The sequence below is a fragment of the Chitinophaga solisilvae genome (assembly GCF_009928525.1).
Taxonomy (GTDB): Bacteria; Bacteroidota; Bacteroidia; order Chitinophagales; family Chitinophagaceae; genus Chitinophaga; species Chitinophaga solisilvae.
Map to the genome: position 1 here is coordinate 54,912 of NZ_JAABOK010000022.1, position 22,294 is coordinate 77,205.

Below are 22,294 nucleotides of genomic sequence, written 5' to 3' on the forward strand. Positions count from 1 at the left end.
CCGTCAGAGATGGTACAGCCATCATCTTACATCTATTAAATATCCGTTACAGTTATGAATTTACATCCATTTATCCAGGCTCTTCATAAACAACAGATCGGGATCAGCGTAACAGCCGATGCCGTTAACGTCAGCGGCGAAACAGAGAAGATTACCACCGAGATACTGAACACGATAGAAGTACATAAAGCAGCACTGATAAAACACCTGCAGCCGGATATCGTACCATCCGGCAATATAGCGGTGAATGTGCTGGGAGCCATTACCCGGGCTGCTACCCGGCAGCTTGATTTCAGCCTGTTTTATTTCGGCAATGCAGATATGTATGAAGATGCGAATGAAAAATATAAATTATTGCTGGCAGGCGCCCGCTATGGCGATGAAAATGGTTACACCGCCATCTGGACGCCGGAGCGGCATTTCAATGAATTCGCCGGTCTGTATCCCAGTCCGGGTGTCATGGGGGGCGCTATCGCTACTGCCACCAAAAGGATAGGCATCAGGGCGGGCAGTGTGGTGATACCTTTACACAGTCCGCTCCAGGTGGCGGAAGAGTGGTCTGTCATTGATAATCTCTCCGGAGGCCGTGCAGGTATTGCCTGCGCTTCCGGCTGGCAGGCCAACGATTTTGTGCTTGCACCGGATCATTATACCAACCGGCATGCCGTGATGTATAAGCATATTGAGCAGATTCAGCACCTGTGGAAAGGTGGTTCCATCGCGCTGAAAGATGGCAACGGCCATATGAAGGAAACAAAAATATTCCCCCGGCCTATTCAGCCGCATTTACCCATGTGGATCACCACCAACGGTAACCTGGATACGTTTTTGTCTGCCGGCCGCCTCGGACTTAACATCCTCACCAACTTCTGGGGCAGTTCCCCGGAAGAGCTGAAAACCAGGATAGCGGCCTACCGCAATGCCCTCCGGGAAAATGGTTTTGCGGAAAATCACGGTAAAGTGGTATTGATGCTGCACACCTATATTGCAGAAACCCGCGAAGCTGCCTACGAAAAGGCCCGGGCACCACTCATACAGTACCTGCGTTCTTCCTTCGGACTGTTCAAAAGCAGCGGCAACCGCACAGAAGCAGACAACCTCAGTGCAAAGGAAATTGAAGATATGCTGGACTATTCCTTTTACCGCTACGTTTCAGGTTCCAGCCTGGTAGGTTCCCCGGAAGACGCCATCGGGGTATTGGGTAACATCAGTGCGCTCGGTGTAGATGAAATCGCCTGCCTGATTGATTTCGGAGTAGACACCCCCGCTGTTATGAAAGGACTTGAACACCTCACTGCGGTGAAGAAAAGATTTACGGATTTACAGATTTTCTGATTTTGAGATTTTTAATGCAGCGGAGACATACGCGAAAATCTCCGCTGCATTAAAAATCTCAAAATCAAAAAATCCCTAAATAATAAAATAACTAAAACTCCTGCTCCAGTCTTCCCGGACTTCCTTCATCGGTTATACCTTCAACGACTAAACGAAAACGTTTGGAGAAGTCGTTGTTGTAGAACTGTACGGTAGCGGTGTGGGTGAGGGTATCTACGGCTACGTTCGGGTTCCAGTAGAGGGTCAGGCGTTTGTCAGGTAATGCGTGTACTTCTTTTTTAACGGAGTAGTCCGGAGAATAGAATTGTTTCACGACAGTATAGCCAGCCTTTTTATACAGCTGGAATCCCCTGATGCTCGGATCCGGTGTGCTCTGGTTATCGCCGCCTTTTTTGGTGTATACTGCGATAGCGCCGTTGGCTCCGCCGAAGCCGCCCATGAATGGCGGACGGAATACTTTGATCAGCGCCACATCGTTGATGGAGAGGGTGCTGAGCATGCTTACGTCTGACTGCATTTCGTTCAGGTATAAGCCGGGTTTACCACCACGCCAGGAGAGAGACGGGTTATTCATATCGCCGGTGATCTGCAGCCCTGCCACTTTGGATTGCAGGTATTGGAAGATGTTGAAGGCAGTAGGTGTTTCTTTGGTAAGATCGAACGTATAGCCGTCGCCTCCGGAGAACATGCCGGAAGTGTAACGTTTTTCGGTTGTTTCTTCCGGTTTCACTTTTTTAGCGTTCACATTTACTTCCTGGAGATATACGGTTTTGTTGTTGATGGCACGGTTTACCTTGTTGCCTTCAGAAACACCGGTGAGGAACAGCTTCAGGGAGTTGTTGTCTACAGCCGGCGGTACGCGCAGCGGATAGGGTATTTTAATCTGTGTCGGTCTTTCAAAGAAGTGATTATCGATTTTCACGCTCACGTTCTTATCTTTTTTTACGAGATCATTTCCCTGGTAGTAGATAAATGCGGTATCCGGGAACACCATGCTGGTCAGGTTGAACTGTCCTTTATCATCGATAGGGGCGGAGGCGAACATAGAGCTGCTGTCTGCCGGTATTTTGATAATCATATCCAGTTTACCGTTCTGCAGGGGGCGCCCGTTGGGGGTGGTAGCCAGTCCTTTCATGGAGAGCCCTTGTTCGTACGGGAATTTTATCTCCGGAAATTCATTGTTTACCAGTTTCTCCCAGCTGAACCTACGCCATCCGTTGGTGAGCATTACGAGGTCCAGTGCCTGCAGGGTGGCCGGTTCTGTATTCCGGAAGTACCAGTTGGGATTATATACATATCCTTTAATGTCGGAGGTGAGGAGGAGCGTAGAAACGATGTTGGCGGCATTTTTATCTACCGGTACCGCGTCTGCATCTGTCACGGCTACGGAGAGGTTGGTGAGCAGGGTATCGGGGAGGCGCAGCACGAAAGTGCTTTTCTTCCTCGCTTCGCGGGCAACGTCAGACTCCAGGATGTCCATTACGAGCAGGTCATCGCGGCGGACGAAGGCCAGTCTTTCCGCCAGTGGCTGGCCGGCTTTTGCGAACAGGGTTACCTGCAGGATACCGGAGGGGAGCTTGTCAGCAGGAATAAAGCCGCTGATACGGCCCTCGCTTACATTCAGGCTGGCTTTATATACCAGCTGATTGCCCATCTGGGCAATGACAACAAGGTCATTATAGGCAGTGTCGGCAGCGTTGGCGGGAACGGCCTGGTAGAAGATGCGGCTGCCTTTGTTGAATACCTTCAGGGTAGCGCCGGTGGATTGCGCGGCGGGTAGCGTAAAGGTTTTGGTTTGTCCTTTAGCGCTCTTCACGGTAGCCTGGAAGGCGTCCTGTGCCGCGCCGGGCGTGATGTCGAAGGTGCCCATCCCATCGTGCAGGGTTTTGATGTCCGCATTACCTTTAGGGCCTTTCACTGTGCCGGTCACATCAATCGGGTAGCCGTTGTTGTCAATGGCTTTGAAGGCAACGGTATTGGCTTGTCCGGCAATGAGTGCGCCTCCTTCGGGGAAGAACTGTACGGAGAAGTCAGCGGCAGCAGTATCCGCAGGCGGAGCTGTTTTCTTCGCCGGGTCAAAGATTTCTATGTTACGGCTGTAAGAGAAGGCGGGATCAAAGTTGAGCATCCAGGAGGTGTAGGCCCTGAGCTGATAGATGCCCGCTTTCTGGGTTTCCGGGAGATCAAAGAACCCCGGCGCCCCGGCGTTGCCGATGCCGAATAATTTTTTCTGAACGATATTATTGTTTTTATCAAGCAGCTCTACATACAGGTTGGTGGCCTGCAGGGCAGGAAGTCCGTTGAGGGTGACATATCCCTTGAACCAGATGGTTTCGCCGGCAGCGTAGTAGTCTTTGTCGAGATGCAGGTAAACCTTTTCCTGCGGATAGCGGTTACTGAATTGTTGTAAAGCCTGAATGAGACGGTCTGACCAATCGCCGGGGTTCCGGTTCACAGCGATGGCGCTCACTACTCCGGTCAGGAGCAGTGCGGGCATCAGCCACTTCAGGAAGCGTCTCTTGTTGGTATGGTGCGGTTGCATGCAATGTATTTTGAGCCGGTATAATAATAAAACAAAAATATAACTTCAGTAGATTAAATGGTAAGATTACTGCAGCTTTGCTATTATTGCGGGATAAAGCAAGGGTTTTAACAAGATTTTAATGAGTTCAATCCGGAAAAGATTAGTGGTGGCCGGCGGTGGCGCGGCCGGTTTCTTTTGCGCCGTTAATGCGGCGCGGTTATCTCCGCAGCTGGAAGTGGTGCTGCTGGAGAAAACAGGTAAGCTGTTATCCAAGGTAAAGGTGAGCGGCGGCGGCAGGTGCAATGTTACCCATAACGCACCGGACATCACGTATATGACTAAACGTTATCCGCGCGGGCAGCACTTCGTGAAAAAGTCGTTTTCCCGTTTCTTCGTGCCGGACACCATCGCCTGGTTTGCTGACCGTGGCGTGAAACTCAAAGCAGAGGCCGATGGGCGTATGTTCCCTGTTACAGACGACTCGCAGACCATCATCGACTGCCTGCTGTACGAAGCCGACCGGTACCGGGTCAGGGTAGAGATGAACCAGGAAGTAACGTCCCTGGAGAGAACCGCTGCCGGCGGGTGGATACTGCACCTGCAGGGTGGCCGCAAGCTGGAAACGGACTACGTATGCATTGCGGCCGGCGGATATGCGCAGGCAGGTAAGTTCAGCTGGCTGGAGCAGACCGGTCACACCATTGTGCCGCCTGCGCCCTCCCTGTTTACTTTCAATATGCCTGGCAACCCCATTACTTCGCTGATGGGCCTTGCCACGGAAGCCCATGTGAAAATTGCCGGTAGCAAATTACAGGAGAAAGGGCCACTGCTGATTACCCACTGGGGCATGAGCGGACCGGCCATCCTGCGTTTGTCGGCCTGGGGCGCCCGTGAACTGCAGGCATTGCAATACACCTTCACCGCCATTGTCAACTGGCTGCCCGACTATAACGAAAATACCCTCCGCGAAGCGTGGCCCTCCCTGCGGCTGGAATATGGTAAACAGAAAATCCATCATAAAAATCCGTTCGGCCTGCCGCAACGCCTCTGGCATTTCCTGCTGCAGCAGGCAGGCATACACGAAGAGAACCGATGGGCCGACGTGCCCGCCAAAGACCAGAACAAGCTGATGAAACTGCTGGTCAGCATGGATTTCCCCGTGAAAGGCAAAACTACCTTCAAAGAAGAATTTGTCACCTGTGGCGGTATCACCCTCAGTGAAATAGACCCCGCTACCATGGAAAGCCGCCTCGTTCCCAACCTCTTCTTCGCCGGCGAAGTAATGGATGTAGACGGTATTACGGGAGGCTTTAACTTCCAGCACGCGTGGACAAGCGGGTTTGTGGCAGCAACGGCAATAGTGGGAAAGTGAGTTTTTAATTACGAATTACGAATTGCGAATTACGAATGTAGAAGCGAAGAGCTAAACGTAGATTAAAAGAGATAACTATTGTATATCACCTTTAATCTACGTTTAGCTCTTCGCTTCTACATTCGTAATTCGCAATTCGTAATTCGTAATTCTTTCACGCAATCGTCACTCCCTTCTCCAGATAAACATCCTGAATCGCATTCAACAGCCCTACTCCTTCTGCCATGGGACGCTGGAAGGCCTTACGGCCGGAAATGAGTCCGATACCGCCGGCCCTTTTGTTGATGACGGCGGTGCGCACGGCTTCTGCCAGGTCGGTATCGCCGCGGGAGGCGCCGCCGGAGTTGATGAGGCCCATGCGGCCCATGTAGCAGTTGGCTACCTGGTAGCGGCAGAGGTCAATGGGATTATCGGAGGTAAGCTGCGAATAGATACGTTCATCCAGTTTACCGTAGGAGGAGTTACCGGTGTTGAGTGCTTTATAGCCACCGTTGACTTCCGGCAGTTTTTGTTTGATGATATCAGCCTGGATGGTGACGCCGAGATGATTGGCCTGCCCCGTAAGGTCTGCCGCCAGGTGGTAGTCTACATCTTTTTTGAATGCATCATTGCGGAGATAGCACCAGAGAATGGTAGCCATACCGAGTTCGTGGGCCAGTTCAAAGGCCTGTGCTACTTCCACCAGCTGCCGGTCTGCCTGCTCGGAGCCGAAGTAGATGGTGGCGCCAACGGCCACTGCGCCCAGGTTCCAGGCTTCCTGTACGGTGCCGTACATCACCTGATCTGCTTTGTTAGGATAGGTAAGCAGTTCGTTATGATTGATCTTGACGATAAAGGGAATGCGGTGTGCATATTTACGCGATACAGCTGTCAGCACGCCAAAGGTGGATGCTACTGCATTGCAGCCGCCTTCAATAGCAAGCCTCACTATATTTTCAGGATCAAAGTACGCGGGATTCTTTGCAAAAGAAGCGCCGGCGCTGTGTTCCACGCCCTGATCTACCGGCAGTACCGACATATAACCGGTGCCTGCCAGCCGGCCGGAATAAAACAGCTGCCCCAGGCTCCGCAGTACCTGCGGGTTACGGCTGGTGGGCTGATAAATTCTGTCTATCGTATCGGGGCCTGGCAGGTGCAACAGATCTCTGGGAATAGTGTTGCTCACATGACTTAAAAGCGTTTCACTGTCTTCTCCCAACAGTTCGCTGATTTTTTCCACGGATAACATAAGCATTGATCTTTTTGATTAAACTAATGTAACGATTTCCTGCTGTGCAAAAATGCCGCCACCTATGAACATCTTCCCGATAATATCAGTAGGGAGTGGGTTGTTTCTTTTTAGGACCATCCTCTCTTTCTTCAGACACCTGTTCTGTTCCCTCAAATGCGCCACCAGAGCCGTCATGAATAATAGGATCAGTAGTATCTGCTGTCTCTTCCGGAGCGGATTTAACTTCCGCTGGTGTAATTAATGTTACCATGATGTAAAAGTAACCATATTCCTGCTTTTTCATTCAGCGCAAATGATATACCTTTGAAACGCCAATAAGAGATACAACACTAACCCTCAGATGATCAGATAAGAAACCGGCAGGTATCAGTTTCAGTAAGTAAGACAAGACACAACTAATATTTATTACGTAGACGCTATCCTGAAAACTGACCGGGCTAAAACCCTTTTTCATGATACATCCGGAAACATCAGCCAACAGAAGACAACCGCGCATTCCCGTTCAAACCGAACTGGTTACACCATTATGCTTAAACCTTTTAGTTACCAGAAAAACCCGAAACTGTTACAATGAATCTCCTATCTCCTACTGTTCCCTTCTTAGCGCAACTCATTAAAACAGGTACCCGCTTCGCGCAGACAACCGAAGAGCATAAAGAAGTTATTATTGTTAACTGCCTGAGCCTGACTACGGCATCGCTGCTGCTTATCATAGGCGCTATATTCGCCCTGCTGCTGCCATCCGCCTGGATAGCCCTGCCCGTAGGACTTGAGTGCGCCGGGTTTCTCAGTATCATGCTTATTAACCGTGCCGGCAAGCTCAAAACGGCTAAACTGTCTATGTACATCCTGCAATGTATCTGCGCTACCCACTTTGGTATTCTCCTCGGACCTGTTATCGAAATACAGCTGCTCATCGTTTTTCTCATCATGGCTTCTTACCTGATTACGAAAAACAAAATCCAGCGTCGTATATTCTTAGGTGTTTCCATCGCCATGCTGATTATTACGGAGGTTAACTTTTACTATGATCTCGTTCCTGCCATTCCGCTCAACCGCGATACCAGCTTCCTGCTCCGCTGGCTGTCCATCGCCGGCATCCTGATGCTGATACTGGAAGTTATCAGCTTTTATGACCAGAAAAATTCAGCACACCAGGAGGCGTTAAAAAAATCGGGCGAATCGAAATCACTATTTGTAAAACAGATCAGCCATGAAATACGCACACCATTGAATGGTATCTATGGCATTGCACAGCTGTTACAGGAAGATGTAGCCCGGTACCCGGAACTGGTGCGGCTGCGTCATTACGTGCAGGACCTGATGTATGCCTGCACCGATGCCAAAGCTATTGTAAATAATGTGCTGGACCTGGCAGAAATAGAAAACGGGAAGATGCATAACCTGCATCATACTGCATTTGCACTGCGCCCCTGGCTGGATCAGGTAACGGGCATTCACCAGTATGCTGCTGCAGCCAGAAAGGTAAGCATACAGGTAGAAGCCGATCCGTTGCTGCCGCCGGCTATCATCGGCGATGAGCTGAAGCTGCGCCAGATACTGAATAACCTGTTATCCAACGCCATCAAGTTCACCCGGCCCGGCACCACCGTACTGGTAAAAGCTACCCGTCATCATCAGAAATGGCTGCTGTCTGTCACCGATGCCGGCGCAGGTATTGCAGAAGAGCAACGCGAAAATATTTTTGAACCTTTTGTAAAAACAACAGACCGTTACGTGGAAAGCACCGGGCTGGGACTTCACATCACCAAACAACTCACCAGCCTGCTGGGCGGAGAAATCACCCTGTTCAGCAAACCCCGTCATGGCAGCACTTTCCAGGTGATGCTGCCGCTCATGACCGGTGAAATGCCCGCCATCAAAAAAGCGGATGACCCTTTACTCAACCTGCAGGGATACAAGGCACTGATTATAGAAGACAACCTTATGTCCCAGAAAATACTGGCCAACCTGCTGAAAGGAATGGGCGCCGACACGGCCGTAGCAGACGATGGCGCAGAAGGACTTATCACAGCAGGCGCCTGGCGCCCGGATATTATTTTTGTAGATGCACATATGCCGGTAATGACAGGACCTGTCACCATACAGGAATTACGCAGACAACCCTGCTTTGAAAAAACCCTGATTATCGCTGTAACGGCAGACGGTTTTACGGGAGACGGACAAACGATGATCCGGGCAGGCGCTGATGAACTGATTCCGAAACCAATTGCATTCACCGACATCAGAACCCTGTTGAGGAAACACCTGGTGACAAGACCGGTGATGCATCAGGGATAATTACGAATTACGAATTGCGAATGTAGAATGTAGAAGCGAAGATATAAGCGTAGATTAAAGGTGATATTTAATAGTTATCCGCTTAATCTACGCTTATATCTTCGCTTCTACATTCGTAATTCGCAATTCGTAATTCGTAATTCGCAAGTCATAATTCCCAAGTCATAATTGACCTCCCAAAGCCTTCTTATTACGTATATTTGCACCCCGGAAGATCAAACGACAACAACGATGACGAGAATTGCCATTATACGCCACGGGAGTACCTCCTGGAATAAGGCGGGCCGCCTGCAGGGCCACTCTGATATACCGCTGGATGAAGAAGGGCTGGATCAGGCCCTGAAGCTGGGGCAACGCCTGTCGGGGGAGTCATGGGATGTCATCTATTCCAGTCACCTGATACGCGCCCGCCAGACTGCGGCGGTTATTGCCACAGAACTCGGCCTGGAAAGCACCCTGCAGGATCACCGGCTGGGAGAAGCCGGCGGCGGCCTCATTGAAGGCACCACCGAAGCAGAACGTATAGAAAAATGGGGAGAGAGCTGGATGCAGCAGGAACTGGGCAGAGAACCCAACGCAGCCGTTATTGGCCGCGGTATGGCCTTTCTCGAAGAGCTGCTCACCTCACATCCCGGAAAAAACATCGTCCTGATTACCCACGGCAGCTTTATCAGACAGATGCTGGCACACCTCCTCCCTGAAGAAATGCCCGCACCGCCACCCATGAAAAATACCTCCGTTACTACCCTCTGTTTTGCAGATAGCAGCTGGCGCTGTGAGCTGTTTAATTGCACCACACATCTTGATTGAGGGTTGTTGTTTTAATTACGAATTACGAATTGCGAATTACGAATGAGGAGCGAAGACATAAGCGGATAAAGAATTTACTTCTTTGCTTATGTCTTCGCTCCTCATTCGTAATTCGTAATTCGTAATTCGCAATTAAAAACCATAATCCCGTTCGAGGTTCAGCAGCCGTTGCTTTCTTTCCATGCCACCGGCATAGCCGGTTAAGCTGCCGTTGGCGCCAATCACGCGGTGACAGGGGATGATGATGGCGATGCGGTTGCGGCCATTAGCCGTACCGACTGCGCGGACGGCCTTCTCATTTTTCAGGATCAATGCCAGGTCTTTATAGGAACAGGTTTCGCCATATGGTATCTTCTGCAGTTGCTGCCATACCGATTGTTCAAAGGTGGTGCCCGGCACTACCAGTGGGATGGAGAACGTTTGCCGGCGGCCTGAGAAGTAGGCTGCCAGCTCCTCCTCTACCTGTGCGGAGTAAGCATTATACCCAGGTTGTAATACTGCCTGCAGCTTTTTCTCCAGCTGATCTTTCTGCGTCTGCAATCTTATTCTGTCTGTAAACTCCAGCAGACATAATCCTGCTGTGGTAACGCCGGCTATCATCTCCCCCAGCGGCGTGCTGATTTCCGTTGTATAAATAATTTTTTCAGCCATCATGCTTATCAGAGTATAGCTGCAAAAGTACGTTGCGTGTTGATATCCTGCGTCAGGCGGTCAATTTCCGCATATACCTTACCGAAGAGAAAACCGCCCATACTGGCGCGTTTCACACCCAGCTCCGCTAACGTGCGGAAGTCAGGTAAACCGGGAATACACATCACATTCAGCGGCAACGGCGTCAGGCGGACCATGGCAGCAATATCTGCCACTTCCTGTATGCAGGGAAGGAAAATACCATCTGCTCCGGTAGTATTATACAGTTGCAGCCTGCGCGCTGTCTCCGCCTGTTTATCCGGTACATTGAGCAGGAAGGTATCACAGCGGATATTGATAAACAATGCCAGTTTTTCGGCCTGCAGCTGCTGCCTGACATAAGCTATCCTTTCTGCAAAAACGGCCGCATCCTGCAAACTGCGTCCGGTAGCGGAAATCAGGGAGTCTTCTATATTGATGCCGGCAACGCCTGCCAGCACCAGTTTCCGGATGTTGGCATAAACGGCTTCGTTGGTTTTACCATAGCCCATTTCCAGGTCCACTGTTAAGGGCACACGTAATACAGCCAGTATTCTTCTGATAACAAAGTGATAATCTTCAAAAGACATATCCTCCCCGTCCTGAAAGCCAAGGCTGGAAGCGACAGCATGACTGGAAGTAGCGATTGCCGGAAACCCTTTATCCTGCAATATCCTGGCGCTATGCGGGTCCCAGCAGTTAGGTAATACCAGCAACGGTTTATTTTCATGTAATGTTTTGAATTGCTGAAATGCGGTAGCCATATCTATAATTTTTTTTGTCTGATACAACAAAGGTAAAATGGCTGATAATCTTCAAATTGTACAAAACGGAACAACTTTTCAAAAAGAAGGAATGCGGATATGCTGCAGTAAATAAAAAGCAATCTATTTATTACTTAAATTTAAAAAGCGATCACAAGACAATTTATTGAAGACCTGCTGATGCCAACAAGATGCGATTCCTGTATGATGCCTTCTTTCCGGTAGCGCTGTGATCCTGATCCACGTTAGTTTTTGATGTTGTGCTTTCCTTTCATTTTAAAAACATATATCATGAAAAAACCCTTCATTTATTTCAGCCTTGCCGTTATGGCATTTACCTGTCTTATTTCAGGCTTTACTAACGGTAAACCCTGCGCCGACGATCACCATGGCCTCCGCGGCAAATGCAGGTACTATGTTGTGAACGGGCAAAACATCTATTACTGCGGTACTGCAGTTGATCTGAATACAGATTGTACCTATTACGTTCAATAGCAGCAACAGGGCGAAAGCCCTGTTTATTTTTCCATTACGCACCAATTTATGACTATCAGCAAAATATACGGGCGCATCTTCTGTTGCGCCATGGCAGCTATTTTCTGCGCCTGCCAGGAAGGAAAAATCAGGACATGGTCCAACTGCAATCAACCGGGTGACAGCCTTGCGCTGCGTATTGTTTTCGGCGATACCTTACAGCTGCAGCTCGACAGCCTGATGATTCTCGGTATCACCACACCGGTGAACTATGAAGAAAAGTCACACACTTTTTATGCATACGATGAATACAACAAACGGCTGTTGTCCTGGCCGCTGCAGCAGGATTCAGCGCTGCTGACGCCGGATACCATCTACAAACTGAATATCCGGCAGAAAATCAGCTGGTTCAGTGTTTTATCGCCGGACAGCCTCGCACTCTATTGTTACGGACCGGGGCAACTTTATTTTTACTCTCATCGTAACAAAGGAGTGGTAAGGAAACTGGATTTCAGTGCAGCCGGCGCAGCCGCCAAACCATACGCCAGCGGCGGTGCTCCGGTATATATCACCGACTCGCTCATCACCGGCTTTGGTTTTCTCATGGGAGAAATTGCCGGCGAAAAACCGGAAGGCCGCACCATCTGCAGCGCTGTTCATCTGCCAGACGGGAAAGCCAGTCATCATGTGCCCTATTCTGCCGTGTATACAGACCATAACTGGGGTGGCGCACATCTGAGAACGGTATTTGCTGCCCGGCAGGACCATACCGGGGATTTCATCATCAGCTTACCTGCCGATCATCATGTGCAGTTCATCAACAGCCGCTGGGAGATAAAAGATGTATACGCCGGCAGCAGGAAACATGCATGCATTACCACCATGCCGTATTCCAAGAAGAACAACCGGATGATGGCAGACAACCAGGTAGCGCTGGATTATTATTTCAGCACCCCTACCTACCGCAATATTATTTACGACCGCTATCGTGAACGGTACTACCGGATACTGGAATGGCCGCCGGTCAATCCAAGATTGGGTAAAAAATCATGGCTTATTGCATTTGACAGCAATTTTAAATACCTGGGAGAAGCCCCGCTGCCGGAAGCGCTGGCACTGGACAACTGCTTTCTTACCAGCGAAGGATTATATATACTGAATACCGATAACAAAGATCCCAACATCGCCCAATATGTACAATGTAAAGTCGAAATTTAGCCTGTGCTGCTGGCTGATGCTGCTGGCGTGTTCCCGGCCGGACAATACGCTGGAGAAGCCTCTGCAGGCGCTGGATCCGGCCGGACCAGCGAACGGCAGCTATGTTATCATTCCGAACCAGGGTTGTGAAGGATGCATCAGTACAGCAGAATCGTTTGTAAAAAATCATATCAGCAGCACCGCTGATATCCGGTATGTTTTCACGCGTATACAATCTGTAAAACTGCTGAAGATAAAGCTGGGCGCTACGGTCATGTACAGCAACAAAGTACTGCTGGATACCGCCAATACCATTCCTTACCCTGACAAACAAAAGGAAATCTATCCGATGATTGTAAGGGTAAAGAACCATAAAGTAACGGAGATCACTTACCAGAGTCCGGAGTCTGATGGTTTTGCAGATCTGCTGAAACGATGAGATAGTTATTTCTCTGTCTTCATTTTTTTATCGTAGCTGGCCTGCAGCTCCTGCAGGGAAGCATCGTAGTCTTTTCTGCCGGAGAAGGCCGCCGGGTTATAGGCATCGCCTGGTTTGTGCTTGCTATGTAATGCAAACTGGCTGGCATGCGCGGCAAGCCATATATCAAAAGTCAGCTGTTTCATGGCCTGCAGCGTGTAGGCAAAATCCTTCGCAATTTCAGGATAAGCCTTGATAGCAGAGAATTTGCGATCAGAGATAATAGTAGGCATATTAGCGATCAGCACATTCCACGATCTGTTTTTATCCTTTACCGTAAACTGATAGCTGCAGGAGCCTTTGGTATGGCCGGGATGGTTCAGTATCACCAGGTGCATGCCACCCAGGCTGATGGTATCCCTATCGCGCAGCAGCCGATCCGGCTTAACAGGCGCAAAGGTACTGCCATGACCGCCCAGCTCAAAATCCGAGCTACCGCCGTCTCTGACAACGGGAGCATCTTTTTCATTTATCATCAGCTGTGCGCCTGTCGCTTTTTTGATGGCCGCCATCGCTCCCATATGATCGTAATGCGCCTGATTGGTGAGCAGTATTTTAGTATCAGCAAATTTAAATCCCAGCGCTTCGATATTTGCTTTTATCTGGCTGGCAGAAGCAGCCAGGCCGGTATTAATCAGAATATTTCCCTCCGGCGTGGTAATCAGGTAACTGGTAAGATCGGAAGTACCCACATAATACAGGTTACCTGCAATCTGAAATGGCTGATACGGCGTTGTCCATTCCTTTGGTGTACGGTCAGGTTCCTTTACCTGCTGCGCAGTTGTCTGCAGACCTGCGAAAGCCAGGCCGATTAACAATATGGCGTTTTTACGCATATGAGAGGGAGTATAAAAGTCAGTGAAGAAAATTATTACTTCCAAAGATATAGCATTGCCAGATTACAGCAGATAAAAAAAAGCACATGACAGGAAAACAGGGATGGCCTGTCATACGCCATCCCCGCTTTATCATTTCTTACCTTTCAGCAGGTGAACCAGCCAGATAAGAATCACTGATCCTATTACGGCTACCACCAGTGAACCTACAAAGCCATTGCCTGCATGAATGCCCAGCTGCCGGAATAACCAGCCGCCCAGCCAACCGCCGACGATGCCCAGAAGAATATCTACAATAATCCCGAAACCTTCGCCACGCATCAGTTTACCGGCCAGCCAGCCGGCAAGACCGCCAATTAATAAAGTCCACAACATAGAAAAAACTTTTAGTGACAGGATGAAAGTAGTAATTATTTATATATTTACGCGCTTCGTCCGTACCTGCCTTCTTCTTTTGCTCTTGTAAAATGTACCTACCTTTAGAGCGGCATCACCTGCACGCCTGTATGAAAAAAATGAATAAAATACCGGTCAGACAAATACGCAGCGCTCACCAGGCAACTGATTTCCGCCAGAGATTTACCATCCGGCGGGTGGAAGATATGCTGGCAGACGGGGATATGGAACAGGAGCTGCACCGCCACAATTTTTATTATCTGCTGGCCCTGCAACAGGGAAAGGGAAATCATGAAATCGACTTTCAGCCTTATCCGGTAGACAATCATACCATATTTCTCATGCGGCCGGGGCAGGTACACCGGTTAATACTGAAAACCGGCAGTAGCGGCTATATTGTGGGTTTCCGGGATGAATGGCAGGCAACACAGGATGCACTTGTCAGAAAGGCCGCAGCGTTTCCCCACTATCCGTTAACCGCAGACCGCTTTCAGCCACTACAGGTTATGCTGGCCTATATCTTCCGGGAGTATACCGAGCGGCAGGAAAGGTATGGCGACGTTATCAAAGCGCATATGACAGCGGTACTCACCATGCTTATCCGTACGCAATCCATACAGGATGCGGATAACAGCAGTATGTACCTGCAGGAAAGACTGGAAATATTTTCCTCACTGCTGGCAACACATATCAGCACACATAAACAGGTATCAGATTATGCCGCGCTGATGCACCTTTCCGTGTACCAGCTCAACACTGTTACCAGCGCCTCGCTCGGCAAAACAGCTGCTGCCTGTATCAACGACTATATCATACTTGAAGCCCGCAGATACCTGCTGGCTACCTCCAATAAAATCAATCAGATAGCGTACGAACTGGGTTATGAAGATGTTTCCTATTTTATCCGGTTCTTCAAAAAGCACACAGGTTATTCTCCTGAAGCCTACCGGCAGCAGTTTCAGTAAATACGTTTACCGCCGGTGCTGCCACTCTTTTGCATACTTGTTTACATCAAAAGAAAAAGGCGCATCCGGATGTTCGCGGAGATATTCGCGGCAGGATTGCAGCTCCGCCAGTATCCACCGCTGCAGCGGCTGTTGCTTTTCGCCGGCAAACGCAGCATGGTATATTTTTTTGCCGTCCCGGCTCACGAGAAAAACGAAGCGGTCTTCCTGCTGCTGTCGCTGGTAGCCCTGTACAACATACCAGGGATGCAGCGCCGAGGGCTTCTCTGTTATTTCAAACTGCAGGTTACCGGGATCAGCTGCATAATTCACTTTATGGATCAGCTGCAGCAGCGGCAGCTGACGGAAGTAGCTTACTATCTGTCCTTCCGCAGCGGTATAGCTGAACGGATACGGATAATATTTACCATCGTAGTAGTAATCACCCGGATGTTGCTGTGCAGACAGCGGTATTACCTTTTCTCCGTGATGAGTGATCATCCAGGTAGTACCCTGACCGGAATCGGCCGCGATGCTCCAGTGTTCACCTCCTGCTTCAAACACACGTTTCCAGGAGCCGGTGTAAACAGCGGCATAGCCGTAATTGAACGGCGTTGCAAAAGACCATTGTGCAGGAATAACTTTCCGGCCGGATTTATCAGCAAAACCTATTTTATCGTTTTCCACAAACCGTTGTAGTCCTTCCGCATAGTAATCCGGACCATTATCATAGAGCTGCGGATAATACAGGAATTTGCCTGCCCGGCTGAATGCCTCTCCCATCGGGATGGCGGGAGAATGCTTATCCTTGGCGCGCGCATCTGTATCACTGAAGATGATAACTGCTTCACGGATCGGGTGCTCCGTATCATAGGAGAACCCGGCAGCGTGCGTAGCAGGAATAATAATGCGGCCCTGCCCGTTCTTAACGCCTACGCGCGTGCTATCGGCGTTATAGAAATAAAACAGTGCGCCGGTTTTTCCTGCTGCCGGTTGCTGTTGCGCGTTGGCTCCTGCAAATATTCCCATGCAACAAAAAAGGTATAACGATCGTCTGATATAGTGATTCATCTTCAACAGTTTTCAAGCCGGAACCAATTTATGCATTCCTGCGCAATAATCCTGTTCACGGCCCTGGCAACACGCCGAAGCTGAAAAGTGTTTCTCCTTTGTTGACGGGAGGTGTAGCCAGCAGATAGATAATAACGCCATCCACCGGAGAGATGATGTCCTCCAGGTGCTGTCCGGTAAAACCGGTGATAAACCCCAGTTTCATTCCTTTGCGTACCAGCTCCCCGCTTTTCATGGTAGTATGTATGATACCGGTATGGTTGCTTTTAATGCTGGCGCGGGTGTTAATATACATTGGCTGATTAGCCGGCGGCGGTGTTCCCGGCAACATGCGCAGGTAACGGATTACCCGGAGCAGTGCGGTGGTGTAGACGCGGATATCCTCCTGGCTGACGTTGCCCAGCTTGCCGTATTCGATGGTGATAGCGGGGATGTTTTGCATGGCCGCTTCGCGGTTACAGTACATGCTATGCTCGCCCGGCCCCGGTTTAATATCAGCAGGCGTGATCCAGTCGAAGCCGGTGGCTGCCGCCATTTCCCCGGAGACGGCTGTCTGGCTGCCGTAGCGGTAATAGCCTGCGTATCCGTGCAGATCTTCGCTGGCATCGCCGCCGTGGTTATCAATGATGTAGTTACAGCGGGAGAAAACGGTGGTTGCTATGAAATGTGCGATACGTTCTGTGATGGAGCCGCCGGCATTGCCGGGGAAGGAGCGGTTCAGGTTCTTTTTATCTGCCGGGTTCAGGTATACGCTTCTCCCGGAAAAGGCAGCCACATTGGCGATATGCAGTATCAGCAAGGTGCCTGTCAGCTCCTGTGGATCGATATGTGCAGGGAGTGCCTGCAATGTCATGATGGGTGGATACTCATATCCATGGATACCTGCGATAAGACCAAGTACCGGTCCGGCCTTGCGGCCGTGTATTACAGTAAATGGCAGCAGTGCGCTGTCTCCATCCGGATTGGGCAGCTTCACTTCAAAAGAGGCGCGGGTACCGGGTTTGACGGCATGTCCGCTGAATACAAAATCCTTTACCCGTGCCAGCGCGGGTTGTATGGCCAGCAGGCAGATGAAAATAAGTCCCGGATATTTCATGTGTTAAACTTTTATGAGCAGTATGCAGCATAAGCGTGCGGCAGGCATTATGGCTACCGGCAGGCATTTCATCCGCATGTCATTTCCGGGATGCAAAATAATCAATAATTTTTTACATGCAACCATGTTGCAATTATTTCTCGCGGAAGATATAGAGGAGCAGTAAAAAAAAGTGGCCGGCAGTGTGTTACGGGTATCAGGTCCGGGGTTTAAACCGGATGCGCAGGCTTTCCGGATAGCGGGTAAAAACGCCGGTCTCTTTAGGAATTTCAGGTTCAGCGAACGACATTTCCTCCATATAGTCCAGCAGGTATTCCATGGCTACCTGCATTTCCATTTTAGCCAGCTGTACTCCCACACAGTAATGCCGTCCGAAGCCAAAGGTAGCGATATTGGAGGCGCCGGTAAATGCTGTTCTGGGATCCAGTTCTTCGCGGAAGATATTGAACTCATCCGGGCGGTCAAACACTTTTCCATCGCGGTTGGCTGCGCCTATGAGGCAGATAACCGTTGCTTCCGCGGGGATTTCTCCGCCGGACACCTGTACCTTTTCGTTGGTAATCCTGAGCAGCATATGGGTGGGCGGGGAAAAGCGCAGCGACTCAATAATGGCCCGGTCCAGCAATGATCTGTCTTTCCGCAGCCGTTCAAACTGATCCGGATGCAGCAGCAGATTCCGGACCATATTAGCCAGGGCTTTGTCGGTGGTTTCAGCACCCGCCTGCAGCAACAGTCCGCAGAAACCTTTTATCTGGGTGCTGTCCATCCTTACACCATCCACTTCCGCAGTACATAGTACAGACAGCAGATCGTGGCCAGGCTTCGCCATCCGTTCCGCCAGCACTGCATCCAGGTAAGCCCGGAATTCATCCCTGGCAGTCAGCGCCTCCTGTAACACCGCATCATCATTACTCAGATTTGTAAACTGCCTCTGTAAAATATTATACCACCGGTGAAAGAGCAACAGGTCTTCTTCAGGCAATCCCAGCAAACCCACAATCACCTTAATCGGAAAGATGTTGGTAAACTCATCCCGCAGCTCCACTACCTCCCTGCCATTGAATCCAGACAGTAAGGCAGCCGCATAACTACGCATAACCGGCAGCGTATTTTCCATCAGCTCCTTACCCCGGAAGGCGGGTACCACAACGTTACGCGAAGCGGAATGCTCCCTTCCGTCCATCTGTATAATGGTTTTACCATGCAGCGGTTCCATCTGCCAGGCATAATTGCGGGAAGAAAAAGCAGGATCCTTAAACGCCTTCACAATATCCTCATGCCTGCTCAGTACGTAACTGCCGGTAGGTTCGTGAAAGAATAGCGGCTGATGCCTGTGCATCACCTGGTAAAAATAGTAGGGATCTTCCTGGTACTCAGGAGAGAATAAATTAATACGCATAGTATTCATTTTTGGGTTACAATGAATATAGGGAAAATGAGTGCGGGGGGCAATCAGTTGGTCAGGAATTACGAATTACGAATTGCGAATTACGAATGAGAAGCGAAGACATAAGCGGATCCGCTTATATCTTCGCTTCTCATTCGTAATTCGCAATTCGTAATTCGTAATTATTTATACTTATAGGTCTGCAGCAAATACCGCTTCTCCCCTACTGTGGTGTAAAGCTGGCTGATATAGCCTTTCCGGTTGTAGACATATTCAAAAGACTGGTCGTCGCCACCGGGGCCGCCGGTATAAACGCCGTTGGCGTTGAGGGGGCGTCTTTGAACAGTGCTGCGTTGCAGGCGGTGCTTATTATCGTATTCATATACCGTTTCTTCTGTGCGGCCATCTGCCTCCAGCCGGAATAATTTTACCAGCAGGCCGTTACGATAGGTCAATGTCCAGGTATCCTTGATGGGGGGTGGCTCGTTGTTAAGCTCTGCGGTGCGGCAGATAGCACGCTGGTAGGTAAATTCAGCGTCTTTCCGCCCGGTGAGCCGGTATTTAAATCCATAGTTCCCATTGGTTGACAACTCTTCTGTAATCAGGTTGCCCTCATATGCATAACTGTAAATGGTGGTATCAATTTTTCCGGGCCTGTTTATGTCGTGGGTTTCAATGATGCATTTCAAATTATTCTTTTCATCATACTGCATCTCTTTTCTGTACATCAGGATATTTTTCCGGTAACCTTCATCTACGATGACCTTTCCTGAAGTATCGGTTTTTATGAGGTTCCAGTAATGACCGCCGCCGGAGCCATTGTAAGATTTTCTTTTTACTGTTGCCTGCGGAGGGAATGAGTGCACTTCATGCATCAGCTGTGCTGTTGCATGAAAGCTGCAGAGGAGCAGGGATAAGGTAGGGATAAGTCTTTTCATATTCGCAGATATATTAAAAAGTTACTGTTCAGGTTAGCAGCATTATCATGATGCAGGTGGTTATTTATCAGGAAAAGATGAGCAGGCAATAGTGCTATGAAGCTAGGAAAAAAGTTTGTAAAAGGGAGGCTTCGGCAGCGTTATTGTGAAACGCCGCATCCGGATACCTGCAAAAACGGAGGTATTCCGGATTTGCGGGTATCCCGATGCGGCGTCTGTACCGGGTTTATAGCGTTGCCTTACCGGTTGGTCACTACCGGGTTTGTCAGCGGACTATTACTTTGTATGATTACAAAGGAAGAAACGGAATAGTAAGCGCCATCAGGATTAGCGCCGTTATCTCTCCACTTTTCAGCCATGTTGGCGGTATTCCACTGGTCTTCCTGGAGCACGTAATTGAAATTGAATGATTGACCAGCTTTCGGATCAGAGAGGATATTTGTTCTTACCGGCACTTCCATTCCGGGGCACCAGCCAGCGCGGTTGCCGGTCCAGTTACCTCCCTGGTTTTTCACCACTTTGGGGTTGGTGCTGCATCCCAGGCTGCCCATATTATGTTTGAAGGCAGAAACGTCATTGATATTGATATCATGCGTCCGGAAGGCCCATTCTGCAAATCCCCGGCTACCGGGAGCGTAAGGCTGCGCATGGCCCCAACCGGAGATAATAGTCCGGAAAGAGGTTTGCGCCACGCTATCCGGCAACTGAATGCGGAAGCCTGTTTGTTTTCCGTTATAGGCATTGGCGGTAACAATCCCTTTGCCGAACTGGATAGTACTGCTGCCGGTAGACCAGCTGCTGTAGTCCATTACCGGCGCAACGGCGGCGTATTTATAAGCGGGGGCGCCTGCTTTAAATTCGAAATCTATCGACACCAGCCAGGTGCCGCTCCATACTTCCGCGCGGGTTTCCAGCGTAACATCGCCGACCAGCAAGGATCTGAAGTCGGTAACATCAATCACCCATCCGCCGGGGATAGTACGGTTATCCTTACCGTACGGCGTAATCCAGCGGCCCAGTTCATAATTCAGTCTTTTACTGGTATCGCCGTTGCTGGTCATTAATCTTACGTTGGCGAAAACATCCCAGGGCGGGCATCCTCCGGAGGGGCAGTCAAGATACACGTGCATGAGTATCTGCTTTGTATTGCTGTAGCCGGCAGGAAATTTAAAAGCTTTCGTGGAGGTACCGCCGCTGGCAATAGGTTCCTTGTCAAACGTTTTGATAGTCTGGTCAGCCAGTATGCCGACAGATGCAATACCTGTCTTTATCTGTCCGGCAGTAGCAGTGGTTACATCCGTCATATTCTTCTGACAGGCATATATGCCGCCTAATACAACAATGGTCAGGATGCTTAATAAACTTTTGTTTTTCATTATTCATTGGGTTTTGGTTCTTAACATTGACCAGGGGTTAACCATTCAGGCCTCAAAAACTACAGGATGCGTGCTCTTACCGCGATATGAAATAAATTTACTACCGTACACCTGCTATCAGCACTCAAGGCCAACAAAATAAGTCATCATCAGGCTGTTTAATATGGATGATGCCGGAGGTGTTCATTCCACTTCTCCGTCATGGCTACAGTGCTTCTAATAAAAGGTTCGTGCGTTAACGTGGATCTCTCACAGATGAATAAATGAATGTTATATATCCGGGCTACAGGCAAAAATTTTATCTTCTCCGCGCTGATACTTCTTCAAAAAGATACATCATTTCTTTAAATTTACCCGTAATATATTTTCAGCAGCCGTATTTTTATTTGATATACAAACCGCCAGCAGCTATTATGTCGTATACGCAGGATAATTTTCAGGAATGGATATTTCTGATTGCAGATAAAATGGATGCCTTTACCGGAGCATTTGCATCCCGGCATCACCTGACAGCAGATTACAGTATCCGGTCGTTAGATGACATTGAGCAATGGATTTTCCGTACTTATCCCACCATTCAGCATTTAAGGGAAGATCCGGAAACACTGGATCTATTGACGGTTTATATCGGAGAAACCTTCAGAAAACATATAGGTGGTAAATGGATGATGGATACGGAGGATCAAAAGAACGCCTACTATATGATGCCGGTGCTGACAAGTCCGGACTTCTGCGGAGAAGTATACAAGGCTCCCCGGACTTTTGCCACGGCTGCTATCCCACGAAAAAAAGGAAATTATATCAGTACTATATTAAAAAATAATATGGAAGATATGGGCATCCCGGTAAAAGGGTAATTGATTTCAGGAGAAAGTAATATTCTCTGCAGATAAAACAAGAAATCACACAATTGAAAAAATATTATTATATTTGTTTTGCTTTTTTTTATTGTTCCCCATAACCCGTCACCTCTTTTAACTTTAATGCTTGTTTAACTTTCCTGTCAGGGCTTATGCTTTTGAACGGGTCATTATTTCCTATTTACACATGACAAAATCAATGCATGGTACATGCACGAAGGGAATTGCTGTATTG

General features: G+C 49.2%; 21 protein-coding genes. 9 read left to right on the top strand and 12 right to left on the bottom strand.

The features are described 5' to 3' along the window. Positions 1-54 precede the first annotated feature (54 nt). A complete protein-coding gene (locus GWG06_RS28240; RefSeq protein ID WP_127035693.1) occupies positions 55-1,335 on the top strand; it encodes a MupA/Atu3671 family FMN-dependent luciferase-like monooxygenase in 1,281 nt (426 codons plus the stop codon). 91 nt (positions 1,336-1,426) lie between these two features. Here the strand turns inward: GWG06_RS28240 and GWG06_RS28245 are convergent, their stop codons facing one another. Then, positions 1,427-3,877, bottom strand: coding sequence for a hypothetical protein (locus tag GWG06_RS28245; RefSeq protein WP_160717762.1), 2,451 nt, complete (start codon positions 3,875-3,877; stop codon positions 1,427-1,429). A gap of 121 nt (positions 3,878-3,998) precedes the next feature. On the opposite strand from GWG06_RS28245, the gene GWG06_RS28250 reads away from it, so the two are divergent. Next, complete coding sequence (locus GWG06_RS28250; RefSeq protein WP_160717764.1) at positions 3,999-5,231, top strand: BaiN/RdsA family NAD(P)/FAD-dependent oxidoreductase; 1,233 nt, start codon at positions 3,999-4,001, stop codon at positions 5,229-5,231. 154 nt (positions 5,232-5,385) lie between these two features. Here GWG06_RS28250 and GWG06_RS28255 read toward each other — a convergent pair whose 3' ends face one another. Further along, complete coding sequence (locus tag GWG06_RS28255) at positions 5,386-6,465, bottom strand: class I fructose-bisphosphate aldolase (RefSeq protein ID WP_160717766.1); 1,080 nt, start codon at positions 6,463-6,465, stop codon at positions 5,386-5,388. 79 nt (positions 6,466-6,544) lie between these two features. After that, positions 6,545-6,745: a hypothetical protein gene (locus GWG06_RS28260; protein WP_160717768.1), complete on the bottom strand. Its 201-nt coding sequence runs from the start codon at positions 6,743-6,745 to the stop codon at positions 6,545-6,547. Between the two features lie 287 nt (positions 6,746-7,032). On the opposite strand from GWG06_RS28260, the gene GWG06_RS28265 reads away from it, so the two are divergent. Both GWG06_RS28265 and GWG06_RS28270 read left to right on the top strand, forming a co-directional pair. Further along, positions 7,033-8,763 carry an ATP-binding response regulator gene (locus GWG06_RS28265; RefSeq protein ID WP_160717770.1) on the top strand — a complete coding sequence of 577 codons (1,731 nt, stop codon included), beginning with the start codon at positions 7,033-7,035 and terminating at the stop codon, positions 8,761-8,763. A 231-nt stretch (positions 8,764-8,994) separates the two neighbouring features. Further along, the gene (locus GWG06_RS28270) at positions 8,995-9,573 is read left to right on the top strand and encodes a histidine phosphatase family protein (protein WP_127036533.1); all 579 of its coding nucleotides are present in this window, start codon (positions 8,995-8,997) and stop codon (positions 9,571-9,573) included. Between the two features lie 132 nt (positions 9,574-9,705). Here the strand turns inward: GWG06_RS28270 and GWG06_RS28275 are convergent, their stop codons facing one another. After that, positions 9,706-10,227 carry a methylated-DNA--[protein]-cysteine S-methyltransferase gene (locus tag GWG06_RS28275; protein ID WP_202183144.1) on the bottom strand — a complete coding sequence of 174 codons (522 nt, stop codon included), beginning with the start codon at positions 10,225-10,227 and terminating at the stop codon, positions 9,706-9,708. A gap of 5 nt (positions 10,228-10,232) precedes the next feature. Beyond that, positions 10,233-11,006, bottom strand: coding sequence for an isocitrate lyase/PEP mutase family protein (locus GWG06_RS28280; RefSeq protein ID WP_160717772.1), 774 nt, complete (start codon positions 11,004-11,006; stop codon positions 10,233-10,235). A 291-nt stretch (positions 11,007-11,297) separates the two neighbouring features. Here GWG06_RS28280 and GWG06_RS28285 point away from each other — a divergent pair, with 291 nt between their 5' ends. The 3 genes from GWG06_RS28285 to GWG06_RS28295 are packed head-to-tail and all read left to right on the top strand — an operon-like array spanning position 11,298 to position 13,116. Further along, complete coding sequence (locus tag GWG06_RS28285; RefSeq protein ID WP_160717774.1) at positions 11,298-11,501, top strand: hypothetical protein; 204 nt, start codon at positions 11,298-11,300, stop codon at positions 11,499-11,501. Positions 11,502-11,549: 48 nt separating this feature from the next. Next, positions 11,550-12,698, top strand: coding sequence for a DUF4221 family protein (locus GWG06_RS28290; protein ID WP_160717776.1), 1,149 nt, complete (start codon positions 11,550-11,552; stop codon positions 12,696-12,698). Further along, positions 12,673-13,116, top strand: coding sequence for a hypothetical protein (locus tag GWG06_RS28295; RefSeq protein ID WP_160717778.1), 444 nt, complete (start codon positions 12,673-12,675; stop codon positions 13,114-13,116). Before GWG06_RS28290 ends, GWG06_RS28295 begins: the two co-directional genes overlap by 26 nt. A 5-nt stretch (positions 13,117-13,121) precedes the next feature. Here GWG06_RS28295 and bla read toward each other — a convergent pair whose 3' ends face one another. After that, positions 13,122-13,991, bottom strand: a complete 870-nt coding sequence (bla, locus tag GWG06_RS28300; RefSeq protein WP_160717780.1) for a subclass B3 metallo-beta-lactamase — start codon at positions 13,989-13,991, stop codon at positions 13,122-13,124. A 132-nt stretch (positions 13,992-14,123) separates the two neighbouring features. Continuing rightward, positions 14,124-14,366, bottom strand: a complete 243-nt coding sequence (locus GWG06_RS28305) for a GlsB/YeaQ/YmgE family stress response membrane protein (RefSeq protein WP_127042439.1) — start codon at positions 14,364-14,366, stop codon at positions 14,124-14,126. 131 nt (positions 14,367-14,497) lie between these two features. On the opposite strand from GWG06_RS28305, the gene GWG06_RS28310 reads away from it, so the two are divergent. Next, a complete protein-coding gene (locus tag GWG06_RS28310) occupies positions 14,498-15,352 on the top strand; it encodes a helix-turn-helix domain-containing protein (protein WP_160717782.1) in 855 nt (284 codons plus the stop codon). Positions 15,353-15,358: 6 nt separating this feature from the next. On the opposite strand, the gene GWG06_RS28315 is transcribed toward GWG06_RS28310, so the two are convergent. The 5 genes from GWG06_RS28315 to GWG06_RS28340 form a co-directional block, all read right to left on the bottom strand. Then, positions 15,359-16,360, bottom strand: coding sequence for a WG repeat-containing protein (locus GWG06_RS28315; RefSeq protein ID WP_202183145.1), 1,002 nt, complete (start codon positions 16,358-16,360; stop codon positions 15,359-15,361). Positions 16,361-16,457: 97 nt separating this feature from the next. Next, entirely contained in the window at positions 16,458-17,498 is a 1,041-nt protein-coding gene (locus GWG06_RS28320; RefSeq protein ID WP_160717784.1) for a succinylglutamate desuccinylase/aspartoacylase family protein, read from the bottom strand. A gap of 196 nt (positions 17,499-17,694) precedes the next feature. Next, positions 17,695-18,897: a cytochrome P450 gene (locus tag GWG06_RS28330; RefSeq protein WP_202183146.1), complete on the bottom strand. Its 1,203-nt coding sequence runs from the start codon at positions 18,895-18,897 to the stop codon at positions 17,695-17,697. Positions 18,898-19,067: 170 nt separating this feature from the next. Then, entirely contained in the window at positions 19,068-19,823 is a 756-nt protein-coding gene (locus GWG06_RS28335; protein WP_160717790.1) for a hypothetical protein, read from the bottom strand. A gap of 239 nt (positions 19,824-20,062) precedes the next feature. Continuing rightward, a complete protein-coding gene (locus GWG06_RS28340) occupies positions 20,063-21,199 on the bottom strand; it encodes a peptide-N-glycosidase F-related protein (protein WP_160717792.1) in 1,137 nt (378 codons plus the stop codon). Between the two features lie 413 nt (positions 21,200-21,612). Between GWG06_RS28340 and GWG06_RS28345 the strand changes: the two genes are divergently transcribed. After that, positions 21,613-22,056, top strand: a complete 444-nt coding sequence (locus tag GWG06_RS28345) for a hypothetical protein (protein ID WP_127042431.1) — start codon at positions 21,613-21,615, stop codon at positions 22,054-22,056. Positions 22,057-22,294 lie beyond the last annotated feature (238 nt).